The sequence below is a fragment of the Pseudomonas simiae genome, from assembly GCF_900111895.1.
Taxonomy (GTDB): Bacteria; Pseudomonadota; Gammaproteobacteria; order Pseudomonadales; family Pseudomonadaceae; genus Aquipseudomonas; species Aquipseudomonas simiae.
The window spans coordinates 1,227,065-1,238,362 of record NZ_FOKB01000001.1 but is presented as its reverse complement, the minus strand read 5'-3'; the positions used below and the strand labels follow the sequence as shown (position 1 = coordinate 1,238,362).

The window sequence follows — 11,298 nt, the reverse complement described above, 5'->3', positions numbered from 1 at the left end:
ACCGCTACGACTGCCAGCACCGTCTGATCGGCATTAAAAAACCCAATGGCCAGACCGCCAGCTACCGCTATGACCCGTTTGGGCGGCGCATCAGCAAAACCGTTGACGGCATCACTACAGAGTTTTTCTGGCAGGGCGACACACTGATCGCCGAGCACCACGCGGATCGCCACCGCAGTTACCTCTACGAGCCGAACACCTTTCGCCCGCTGGTCCTACTGGAAGGTTTCGGTCCAAAGGAAACCGAGACCTTCCACTACCAACTCGACCACCTGGGTACGCCGCGGGAACTCACCGCCTCCGATGGCAAAATCGTCTGGTCCGCGCACTACCGCGCTTACGGTGAAATCACCCGCCTCGACATCGGAAAAGTCGACAACCCGCTGCGTTTCCAGGGCCAATACTTCGATGAAGAAAGCGGGCTGCACTACAACCGCCATCGCTACTACAATCCGGATATTGGTCGCTACCTCACGCCGGACCCGGTGAAGTTGGCGGGTGGGATCAATCCTTACCAATATGTGCCTAACCCTACGGGCTGGATAGATCCGCTGGGACTGAGTACCTGTCCTGGCGACGGGTGTGAACCTAACGGTCCTACTACCCTTCCGAAGCCTAGCGTTGATGAAGGCGCACCTGCTCTACCTCAACTGCCGCGAACTAATCGACAGTCGAGAATAGATGCACTGACAGAGGCAAATGCAAAACGAAGGGTGCTGGGGTGGGAGCAGGAATACGATATGCATACAGTTGAAAAGCATGGTCCAGAGATACCAGATAGAGCGTTGAAACAACGATCTATTGATGGAACAAATCCAACGACTGGGGAAAGAGGAAATATCAGCTCCAGTTCCCAGTTTAATTCTTGGAAAATGCAACTCCACGCTATAAACAAGGCCATGGGCAGGATGCAGGGCGCTTCGCCATCTCCCACAGGTTTTGATAGAGCAGGCAACCCAGTGGTCGTGGTCGAACTGCCTGGGGCTGGACGAGGCTACAAACCTAACCGCAGGGACGTGAACAACCCTAGATACATTGAAACCATGGAAAGAGCAGAAATCAGATTTGATCGAAACAATCCGACTCGACCATTCACCGCTTTCCCGAAGTGAGCAGACCATGCTGAAATGCCCATTCATGAACACTCCATACGCTCCTAATATCTCTCATTTATTAGGAGCCTTATCGATATACGACCTTGAGGAAACGGTTGGAAAAGAGCTATGGAAGCATGATCCTAACGATCATAAAGACAGGGAAAAAATCATAATTTCTTTTATCCTAAAAGACCTTATGTACCTTTCATACAGACATCGTTTTATATTGATTTCTGCTCTCAGGGATGCGCTCGAAAACCCCGACTTTGACTTTGCGAAAGAATTTGAAAACGACTACGACGAATACATAACTATGGCCTGGAACGAAACAGAAATAGCCGACCCCCGAGGCTTCTTCGTCGACATCTACCGACTAGCCAACGAAGTCTGGAAAGAAGACCTCCAAAAAGCCAACCTCGAAGACCAGTCAACTTGGTAACGCCACCCTCAAGGCAAAAATCCCCGGTGGCGAGCGAGCTTGCTTGCGTTGGGCCGCTGCAGCCCAACGCAGGGCAAGCCTGCCCACCACAAAAGCAAGCCAATCAGCGGAAAATCACCGCTTCGAAAGCTCCATAATCATCCGACTAAGCAAATAAACCCGCGGCACCACGCTCTCAACCTCCGCATACTCCTCCGGGGTATGAATATTCCCGCCGACAATCCCAAACCCATCCAACGTCGGCGTCCCCACCCCAGCCGATAAACTCGCGTCTGCCGCGCCACCGCTGCCTTCAATCGTCAGCTTCTTGCCCAACTCCCCATAAATCCCCTGGGCAATCGCCACTAACTTGTCCGATTCCGGCGTCTGCGGCATCGGTGGTAACCCACGCTGCAAGCTGGTCTTCACTTCGGTTTCCGGGATCAGTTTGTTCGCTGATACGCGGGCCAGGTCTTTCTCGATGCGGTCAAACTCCTCCGGCAACGCCGCGCGCACGTCCGCCTTGGCGGTGGCCTGGTCGGGAATGACGTTGGTACGGTCGCCGGCCTTGATCACGGTGAAGTTGATGGTGGTTTTCTTCTCTTCATCCCCCAGCTTGCCCAGTTGCAGAATCTGGTGCGCCGCTTCCATCGCAGCATTACGCCCGAGTTCCGGGGCGACGCCGGCGTGGGCGGCTTTGCCTTTGACTTCAACCACGGCGGTGGCGCTGCCTTTGCGCCAGACCACCAGGCCATCGGCTGGGCGGCCGGGTTCGAGGTTGAGAGTGACGTCGTGGGCCTTGGCGGTCTTGCGGATCAGATCAGAGGCGGCGTCGGAGCCGGTTTCTTCGCTCGCGTCGAGCAGGAAGGTGATCTGCGCATAGTCCTTGAAGCCCTGGTCCTTGAGGACTTTGAGCGCGTAGATGCCGGCGACGATGCCACCCTTGTCATCCATCACGCCAGGGCCATAGGCGCGACCGTCCTTGATGTGGAACGGACGCTCGGCGGCCGAGCCTTCCTTGAACACCGTGTCCATATGGGCCATCAGCAGGATCTTGGCCTTGCCGGTGCCCTTGAGGGTGGCAACCACGTGACTGTTGTTGGCCGCTTTATCCGGCACCAGCTCAATCGAGAAACCCAGCTGTTTCAACTCGTCCACAGCAATGTCGCGCACTTGCGTCAGGCCCGGTTCATAGCCGGAACCCGAGTCGATGTTCACCAGGCGCTCCAGCAGTTTCAGGGCGTCGGCCTTATACTGCTCGGCGTGTGCCTGGATCTGTTTGTGGGGTTCGGCGCTGTAGGCCGGCACGGCGAAGGACATGGCCAGGGTGGCGGCCAGGAGGGTACGGGGGAAGTTGAAGAGCATGAACCGATCCTTGTTTTTTGTTGGAAGGTGCCGTGACACCCTACTCCACTAGACCGATCGCAACCAACCCTCCTGTACCGTGCTGACGCGGTTCCGCCCACTGCTTTTGGCGTCGTACAAGGCCTGGTCGGCGTCATTCAACCAACTGGTCGAATCTGCGTGGGTCGGTTGATACGGCGCCAGGCCGATGCTCAGGCTGACGCGCAGGGTCGGGTCCTGGGCGTAGGCCAAGGCGTTGAAGCGATCGCGCAAGGCGTCCATCACTTCTGTGGCGCGGTTGAGCGGCATGCCCGGCAGGATCACGCAGAACTCATCACCCCCGTAACGCCCGGCCAGGTCGGTGGCGCGCAGGTTCTGGCGCAACACTTTGCTGAGCTGGCGCAGGACGATATCGCCGGTGACATGGCCGTAGGTGTCATTGATGGTCTTGAAATGGTCGATGTCGATCAGCGCAATGACGGCGCCCATGGAATCGCGGCGACAGCGTTGGAACTCGATCTCAAGGTGATCCTTCCAGGCGCCGTGGTTGAGCAGCCCGGACAGACTGTCAGTGCGGCTAAGGGCCAGCAGTTCACGTTTATGTCGTGCCAGGGTCAGCGCCTGACGGTAGCAGATCCACCCTAAGGCCAGCGGATACAGCATCAGGATCGGCAGGCAGGCGTAGAGCTGCGCCTGGGTGGTCACAGCGATGAATGCGGGCGTGAAGATCAGCAACGCAGTGCCCAGACCCAACGCCTGCGCCACCCACCCCGCCAGCATGAAGCGCGGGCCGCCGATGGCCACGTTGTTCATGCTCATCATCGACAAGGTGGTCACGCTCGGCAGCGGGTTGAAGTGCATGGCGCCGACCCAGAACCCACCACAAAAGGAATCGAACAATAGATTGCGCCGTTCACTGCGCAGGGCGCTGGCGCTGCGCCGCGTCAGTTGAAAAGCCACATGCGGCCAGACAAAGGCATTGATCAACATCCAGGCCCACACCCACCAGGCCGGGTCCAGGGGATACATCCCGAACACCACGCAGACAAATCCGAGCGTCAGCCCGAGGGTACGGGATCTGTACAACCGAGAAGCGAGCGGAAGTCCGGTGCCTTCTGCAGCTGACATGGTGGGGTGAGATCCTGAATGAATGCCTGGAGTCTATCAGGGTAACGGCAGATCGCCACTATTGCTCGTTAGCTCAAGACTCAGTGGGCAAAGCCCCGCGCCAGCATCATTGCCACGCCCAGCAGCAACACGGCCGTGATGCGCTGCAACAACACACGGCGCTTGGGGTTTTCCAGCACATGCTTGATGCGCTGACCGAAGTAGCAATACAGGCAGCCGCTGGCGAATTGCAGCAACAGGAACGTCAGCCCAAGGATCGCAATGTCCACCGTCGAACGGCTCGCCCCGGTACCGGCGAACTGGGGGAACACGGCACTGAACATGATGAGGGTCTTGGGATTGGAGAACCCAGTCAGCAAGCCCTTGCCAAACAGGTTGCGCGCCGCTTCGACCTGGCCGATCCGTTCGATCACCACGCCGCTGCTGGTCCACTGTTTGTAGGCAAGATGCAGGATGTACGCCACGCCGACCACCTGGATAACCTGGGTGATCACCGGATAGCCCTTGATCAACTCGGAAAAGCCCACGGCAAAGATCAGGATCGAAATCAGGTACGACACACTGGCGCCGATCTGCGCCGGGATCGAACGGCGCAGACCGTCACGCACGCCCAGGCTCAACAACAGCAGAGTCATGGGGCCGGGGCTGAAGGTCATGGTGGCGCAAAACAGCAGGAAATACAGGAACGAGGAGAGGGTTAACGCACTTGTCATGGCCGGGGACCTGGAGGATGGAGCCCGCAGTCTAGGCAGTTGGCATTGCGCAAGGCAGGTAAAGTGAGGCCTAATCCGCCCGAACTTTACCGGTAAAACTTCCAGCAAAGGCAAGGACGTCGCGTGTTCGTATCAGCCATCACCTTTGTAGAAGGCACCCCCAAGGTGCTACAGATCGTAGAGGCGTTCAGCCAGGCCATCGAAAACGGCGAATGGACGCCCGGCAGCAAGTTGCCCTCGGTGCGCGAACTGACCGAGACACTGGGTGTGAGCAAGTTCACCCTCAATGAGGCCCTTGACCGCCTGCGCGGGCGCAACCTGCTCACTTCCAGTCAAGGCCGTGGCTATTTCGTCGCGACAGACCGTGCACGCCCGACAACCTCGAACTGGGTCGATCTGCTGCCACAGGACCTGCTCAGCGTGTTGCGTCGACCGCTTGCGACGGCCCACGGCGACCTGCGCCCCGGCGGCGGCCACCTGCCGGAAACCTGGCTGGACAGCGAAGCCCTGCGCCAAACCCTGCGCAGCGTGGTGCGGGCGCCGTCGCTGCGCATCGCCAGCCTGGGCACACCGGCCGGGTTGCTGCCTTTGCGCCAGGCGCTGCAACAGAAGCTGCACGGCGAGGGCCTGTCGGTGTCGGTGGAACAAATCATCACCACTCCCAACACCGTACAAGGCCTGGACATGCTGATGCGCCTGCTGGCACGTCCCGGTGACACGGTCCTGCTCGACGCACCGTGCTACTTCAACTTCCACGCCAACCTGGCCTTGCACGGGGTCAAGGTGGTGACGATCCCGCGTCGCCCCGACGGTTTTGATTTCACGGCCCTCGAACAGCTGCTGGCCGAGCATCGCCCCAGCCTGTACTTGACCACCAGCGTGTTGCACAACCCCACCGGCCACTCCTTAAGCCCCGGCCAGGCGTTCCGCCTGCTGCAACTGACCGAGCGCTACCACTGCCATATCGTCGAGGACGACCTCTACGGCGACCTGCACCCCAACCCGCCGCCGCGCCTGGCCGCCCTCGCCGGCCTGGACCAGGTCACCTACCTGTCGGGCTTCTCCAAGATCCTCAGCGCCAACGCCCGCGTCAGCTTTGTGGTGGCCGCACCGCAACTGGCAGCCAACCTAACCAACATGAAGCTGATGAGCGGCGGCGTGACCTCCGATCTGTTCGAGCAGGTCGTGTACCGCATGCTCAGCGAAGGCAGCTACGCCAAGCACCGCAAGCGCATGGTCCAGCGCTTGATGGAGGCCGGTGGACGCGTGGAGCAATGGCTCAAGCGTTGCGGCTGCGAGCTGCCGATGGGTTACGAAGGCGGAATGTTTATCTGGGCGCGGCTGCCGCCTGGGGTCAACGGCGAGCTGCTGGCCCAGGCGGCATTGAAACAGGGCATGGTGCTGGCACCGGGCGCGCTGTTTGGCTACGACCCGGTCCAGCGTGATTCGATGCGTTTCAATGTGGCCCACAGTGATGAGCCACGGGTGCAGCAGCTGTTTGAGACGCTGTTGCGAAGCACCGGCTGAATCAACTCACGATGTCGCCCTGCTGCAATTTGCCGTGGACCACCAGGAGAAAGGCCGGCTCGTCAGGTTTGCCGCTGATTTGCAACGTACTCCTCTGAACTGCCGGGTCATAGGTCACCATCGCTTCACCGCTGGCGCCCGAAAATGCACGCACGAACGTCAGCGGCTTGTCGCCCAGCGTCGCGCGGATCCCGGACACATCCACGCGGTCTTCGCCACTGACAAAGTCCATGATCTGATCCGGCGCGTCGCGGGTCGACTCGTTGGTTTTCCCGTAGACAAAGACGTCATTGCCTTTGCCGCCCCACAAGATGTCCGCCCCGCCCGCCCCATATATGCGGTCGTTGCCCTCTCCACCGTTGAGGGTGTTGGCCGCGTCGTTACCCACTAGCAAATCATTGCCGAAGCCGCCCAGAGCGTTTTCGATAGTCACGCCATAGGCAATCGAGACATTGCCCTTGAGGCCGCCGACATCCGAAAACGTCCCGGCCTTGAGACTGATCTGTTGGTCCTGCTGGTAGCCGGAGAAGTCCAATGTGTCGGTGCCGCCGCCATCCCAGATGGCAGCGACCATCTTGTCCTGGTCGGCCTTGACGCTGAGGAAATCCCGATCGGTATTGGAATTGAAACCGTAGGTGGTGTCGTCCTTGCGGGTTTCATGGTTGGCGCCGTATTCCTGTTGATAGGCGCTGATATCGTCAAGTTGCGGCGCCGACGCGCGGATGCCGCCGTGATTCATATAGCCGTGACGTTCGCCCAGGTAACTCATGGTGGTATGGCTTTCGGAGTCTTCCAGATACCCGGCTTTGGCAGACCCGGAACTGACGTCGTATTGGCTAGGGTGGCTCAATCCCAAGGCATGGCCTAACTCATGCACGAGGGTGAAGCGACCTGCATCACCGTGGGACGCATTCGGCACGCTCTGATCGTCTTTTGTATCGACGAACCAAGCATCGCCGCTGAATCTGTCCTTGGGGTTGGGCAAGGACGTCTGAGGATAAGCCGCAACGGACTGGCCCTTCTTATTGAACAAATCAGCGTAATTGCCGAGGGTGATGTGACCTTCGCTGCTCGCCGTTTTCGGCCCCTCGGTAAACCTCACGTTTGCCACATCCGCAATGGATTGCAAGCTGCGCCGGGTCTGTTGCCTTTGATTTTCGAGCACGTGAGTGAACCCGGATTTATTGTGCTGTCTTTGATGCTTGTCCTCGGGAGGCTCTCGAAACGTATAGGTCACACCATAACGGCCGTCGCCGTTCTTATCCGGCCATCCAGCACTCCCACGCCAAAGTCGTGCGGTTGCTTCTTCGGGCGTCTTGGACGGTAATCCGTTGTGCTGGATGCCGCCACCGCGATCATCTCGGTGCTGAAACTGTTCAATCGTCTGGAATGTGGTGCTCGCTCGCGAGGTAATGGCTGTCATGAATGCGCTCTCATCAGGCAATGAAGCCTGATCTTGCGACCTTGGGCACATAATCGGATGTGCGTTTAAGCCGGGAATTCGAGCGATTACGTTCAAGTGAATCCATCGTTTTATGCCCGCAGCGCGTAGGACGTCGCTCAACGCTTGCGCTCCCCTTGAGCATTGAAGCCGCAATTTTGCTTCATCGTGTATCTCCTTATCGCCAGATACACTGCAATACAAAGGGCACAAGGCAAAGGCGCCGACAGTGGCTAGACTGCGCCCCAATGAGTAATTAACGAGGAAGGCACAGCATGGATCATGTCGATCACATCCTGATCGTCGATGACGACCGGGAGATCCGCGAACTGGTAGGCAACTACCTGAAGAAGAACGGCATGCGTACTACCGTGGTCGCCGACGGCCGTCAGATGCGCAGCTTCCTCGACACCACCCCGGTGGACCTGATCGTGCTGGACATCATGATGCCCGGTGATGACGGCCTACAGCTGTGCCGCGAACTGCGAGTCGGCAAACACAAGGCCACGCCGGTGCTGATGCTCACCGCGCGCAACGATGAAACCGACCGCATTATCGGCCTGGAAATGGGCGCCGACGACTACCTGGTCAAACCCTTCGCCGCCCGTGAACTGCTGGCGCGTATCAACGCCGTATTGCGCCGCACGCGGATGCTGCCGCCGAACCTTGTGGTCAGTGAAACCGGACGATTGATCCGCTTCGGTCGCTGGCGCCTGGACACCACCGCCCGCCATCTGCTCGACGACGATGACACCCTCGTGGCGCTGAGCGGTGCCGAATACCGCTTGCTGCGGGTGTTCCTCGACCACCCGCAACGCGTGCTCAACCGCGACCAGTTGCTTAACCTGACCCAGGGCCGCGACGCCGACCTGTTCGACCGTTCCATCGACCTGCTGGTGAGTCGCCTGCGTCAACGTCTGCTGGATGACGCCCGTGAACCGGCCTATATCAAGACCGTGCGCAGCGAGGGCTACGTGTTCTCCCTGCCGGTGGAAATCCTCGGGGCCGAGCAATGACCTTCAGGTTGGGATGGCCGCGCACCCTGGCATCACAACTGTCGCTGATCTTCCTGATCAGCCTGGTGTGCGCCCATGGCTTGTCCTTCAGTGCGCAATTCTACGAGCGCTACATCAGCGCGCGCACCGCCATGCTGGGCAACCTGGAAAACGATGTGTCCACCTCGGTGGCGATCCTCGACCGGCTGCCGGTCAACGAACGGGCCAGCTGGTTGCCGCGTCTCGACCGTCAGAACTATCGCTACCTGCTCAACGCGGGCGAGACCGGCGAACCGATGAGCAGCGATGATGTGCCCATGGCCGCCACCTCGATCGCGGATGCGCTGGGTGAACACTACGCGCTGACCTTCCGCGACATCCCCGGTATTCAGAAGCACTTCCAGGCGCACCTGAACCTGGCCGATGGCAGCCCGATCACCATCGACGTGCGCCCCGCCGCCCTGCCGGTCGCCTATTGGCTGCCGGTGGTACTGGTGCTGCAACTGGCTCTGTTGCTGGGCTGCACCTGGATCGCCGTGCGCCTGGCCATCCGCCCGCTGACCCGCCTGGCCCGCGCCGTGGAAACCCTCGACCCCAACGCCCATCCCACACCGCTGGACGAACAGGGGCCAACCGAAGTTGCCCACGCCGCTGCCGCGTTCAATGAAATGCAAAAACGCATCGCCGAATACTTGAAGGAACGCATGCAGATCCTGGCGGCGATTTCCCATGACCTGCAAACCCCGATCACCCGCATGAAACTGCGCGCTGAATTCATGGAAGATAGCGCCGAACGCGACAAGCTCTGGAGTGATCTGGGCGAGATGGAACACCTGGTACGCGAAGGCGTGGCCTATGCGCGCAGCGTTCACGGCGCTACCGAAACCAGCCACCGGATCAACCTCGATGCGTTCCTCGACAGCCTGGTGTTCGACTACCAGGACATGCACAAACAGGTCAGCCTCACGGGAAAAAGCGCAGTCGTGTTCGACACGCGCCCCCACGCCTTGCGCCGGGTGCTGGTGAATCTGGTGGACAATGCATTGAAGTTTGCAGGCAGTGCCGAACTGGAAGTGGGCTCGACGGCGGACGGGGAATTGTCGATCAAGGTATTGGATCGTGGCCCCGGAATTGCCGAAGACGAACTGGTTCAGGTCATGCAGCCATTCTACCGCGTCGAAAGTTCACGCAACCGCGGCACCGGTGGCACCGGACTGGGCTTGGCGATTGCACAACAACTGGCAGTCGCGATAGGCGGCTCGCTGACCTTGAGCAATCGACCGCAAGGTGGGTTGTGTGCCGAGATACGCCTGGGGCTTTAAGCCTCAGAGACCGGTGTTGCCGGTGCGGGATACAGATGCAAATTACTGATACATCAACTCCCCCATGATTCAACATTTTAATAATTAGGTTAGAACCAATCGGCATTTTACAGCCCTGGCTTCGGCCCCTACTTTAGAGGCGAATAACCGACCCCCTGCCCGGTGGAGGTGTCCATCACGCACTGAACCAGGACAGACCATGAGCATCGAATTCATCGGCTACATTGGCGGCCATCACGCTTCCGAAATTCACCCACGCAGCGGCCCTACCCTGCAACCCGACTACATCGAGACCGTGGCCCGCGCTCACGAACAAGCCGGCTTCGACCGCGCGCTGGTGGCCTTTCACTCCAACAGCCCGGACAGCACGCTGATCGCCTCCCATGCCGCCAGCGTGACGCAAAAACTTCAATTCCTCATCGCCCATCGCCCCGGTTTCGCCCAGCCTACCTTGGCGGCGCGCCAATTCGCCACGCTCGACGTGTTCAACGGCGGGCGCACGGCAGTGCACATCATCACCGGTGGTGACGACCGCGAATTGCGTGCCGATGGCAGCCACATCGGCAAGGACGAACGCTACGCACGTACCGATGAATACCTGAGCGTGGTGCGTCAGGAATGGACCAGCGAACAACCTTTTGACTTCAAGGGCACCTACTATCAGGTCGAAGGTGCACATTCCACGGTGAAGTCACCGCAACAACCGCACATCCCCTTGTATTTTGGCGGTGCGTCCAAAGCCGCGATCGAAGTGGCGGGCAAACACGCCGATGTGTACGCGCTGTGGGGCGAAACCTACGAACAAGTGCGCGAGATCGTGACCCAGGTACGCGCCGAAGCGGCCAAGCATGGACGCACGATTCGTTTCAGCCTTTCGTTGCGGCCGATCCTTGCCGAGACCGAAGAACTGGCGTGGGCACGGGCCGACCGCATCTTGCAGCAGGCCACCGAGCTGGCAGAGAAAAATGGATTTGTCCGACGTGAACCGCCGAACGAAGGCTCGCGCCGGTTGCTCGCGGCGGCGGCGCAGGGATCGCGGCTGGATAAGCGTTTGTGGACGGGGATTGCAGGGCTACTGGGGGCACAGGGCAACTCAACGTCACTGGTGGGCACGGCTGAGCAAGTCGCGGAGGCATTGGTGGATTACTACGACCTGGGGATCACCACGTTCCTGATTCGTGGGTTTGATCCTTTGAATGATGCCATCGACTATGGCAAGCGCTTGATTCCTCTCACCCGCCAGCTGATCGCTGAACGCGAACAGGCCCAGCAAGTGGCTTGATTCATAGGGGAGCTGGTCAGCCAGCTCCCTT

At 59.6% G+C, this 11,298-nt stretch carries 10 protein-coding genes; 6 read left to right on the top strand and 4 right to left on the bottom strand.

Annotation, left to right across the window (positions count from 1 at the left end):
- Both BMZ57_RS05945 and BMZ57_RS05940 read left to right on the top strand, forming a co-directional pair.
- On the top strand, positions 1–1,112 hold a 1,112-nt coding region (locus tag BMZ57_RS05945; protein ID WP_139215220.1), incomplete at its 5' end, for an RHS repeat domain-containing protein.
- A gap of 7 nt (positions 1,113–1,119) precedes the next feature.
- A complete protein-coding gene (locus BMZ57_RS05940; protein ID WP_010209750.1) occupies positions 1,120–1,536 on the top strand; it encodes a hypothetical protein in 417 nt (138 codons plus the stop codon).
- Positions 1,537–1,650: 114 nt separating this feature from the next.
- On the opposite strand, the gene BMZ57_RS05935 is transcribed toward BMZ57_RS05940, so the two are convergent.
- From BMZ57_RS05935 to BMZ57_RS05925, 3 genes are all read right to left on the bottom strand, one after another.
- Positions 1,651–2,880, bottom strand: a complete 1,230-nt coding sequence (locus BMZ57_RS05935; RefSeq protein ID WP_044287331.1) for a M20/M25/M40 family metallo-hydrolase — start codon at positions 2,878–2,880, stop codon at positions 1,651–1,653.
- A gap of 48 nt (positions 2,881–2,928) precedes the next feature.
- The gene (locus tag BMZ57_RS05930) at positions 2,929–3,987 is read right to left on the bottom strand and encodes a diguanylate cyclase (protein ID WP_029529114.1); all 1,059 of its coding nucleotides are present in this window, start codon (positions 3,985–3,987) and stop codon (positions 2,929–2,931) included.
- Between the two features lie 80 nt (positions 3,988–4,067).
- Positions 4,068–4,700 carry a LysE family translocator gene (locus tag BMZ57_RS05925; RefSeq protein ID WP_010209745.1) on the bottom strand — a complete coding sequence of 211 codons (633 nt, stop codon included), beginning with the start codon at positions 4,698–4,700 and terminating at the stop codon, positions 4,068–4,070.
- A 123-nt stretch (positions 4,701–4,823) separates the two neighbouring features.
- Here BMZ57_RS05925 and BMZ57_RS05920 point away from each other — a divergent pair, with 123 nt between their 5' ends.
- A complete protein-coding gene (locus tag BMZ57_RS05920; protein WP_069672560.1) occupies positions 4,824–6,227 on the top strand; it encodes an aminotransferase-like domain-containing protein in 1,404 nt (467 codons plus the stop codon).
- 1 nt (position 6,228) lies between these two features.
- Here the strand turns inward: BMZ57_RS05920 and BMZ57_RS05915 are convergent, their stop codons facing one another.
- Complete coding sequence (locus BMZ57_RS05915) at positions 6,229–7,650, bottom strand: serralysin family metalloprotease (RefSeq protein ID WP_069672559.1); 1,422 nt, start codon at positions 7,648–7,650, stop codon at positions 6,229–6,231.
- Between the two features lie 293 nt (positions 7,651–7,943).
- Between BMZ57_RS05915 and BMZ57_RS05910 the strand changes: the two genes are divergently transcribed.
- The 3 genes from BMZ57_RS05910 to BMZ57_RS05900 all read left to right on the top strand — a co-directional run bounded on the left by BMZ57_RS05910 (position 7,944) and on the right by BMZ57_RS05900 (position 11,267).
- A complete protein-coding gene (locus BMZ57_RS05910) occupies positions 7,944–8,684 on the top strand; it encodes a response regulator (protein ID WP_010209741.1) in 741 nt (246 codons plus the stop codon).
- On the top strand, positions 8,681–9,985 hold the full coding sequence (locus BMZ57_RS05905; RefSeq protein WP_021492713.1) for an ATP-binding protein: 1,305 nt from the start codon (positions 8,681–8,683) through the stop codon (positions 9,983–9,985). Before BMZ57_RS05910 ends, BMZ57_RS05905 begins: the two co-directional genes overlap by 4 nt.
- A gap of 199 nt (positions 9,986–10,184) precedes the next feature.
- Positions 10,185–11,267, top strand: a complete 1,083-nt coding sequence (locus BMZ57_RS05900; RefSeq protein WP_021492714.1) for an LLM class flavin-dependent oxidoreductase — start codon at positions 10,185–10,187, stop codon at positions 11,265–11,267.
- The last annotated feature ends 31 nt before the right edge of the window (positions 11,268–11,298 follow it).

Coding starts and splice junctions, on each gene's coding strand:
- BMZ57_RS05940 (WP_010209750.1), top strand. CDS start 1,120: ATGCTGAAATGCCCATTCATGAACACTCCATACGCTCCTAATATCTCT.
- BMZ57_RS05935 (WP_044287331.1), bottom strand. CDS start 2,880: ATGCTCTTCAACTTCCCCCGTACCCTCCTGGCCGCCACCCTGGCCATG.
- BMZ57_RS05930 (WP_029529114.1), bottom strand. CDS start 3,987: ATGTCAGCTGCAGAAGGCACCGGACTTCCGCTCGCTTCTCGGTTGTAC.
- BMZ57_RS05925 (WP_010209745.1), bottom strand. CDS start 4,700: ATGACAAGTGCGTTAACCCTCTCCTCGTTCCTGTATTTCCTGCTGTTT.
- BMZ57_RS05915 (WP_069672559.1), bottom strand. CDS start 7,650: ATGACAGCCATTACCTCGCGAGCGAGCACCACATTCCAGACGATTGAA.
- BMZ57_RS05910 (WP_010209741.1), top strand. CDS start 7,944: ATGGATCATGTCGATCACATCCTGATCGTCGATGACGACCGGGAGATC.
- BMZ57_RS05905 (WP_021492713.1), top strand. CDS start 8,681: ATGACCTTCAGGTTGGGATGGCCGCGCACCCTGGCATCACAACTGTCG.
- BMZ57_RS05900 (WP_021492714.1), top strand. CDS start 10,185: ATGAGCATCGAATTCATCGGCTACATTGGCGGCCATCACGCTTCCGAA.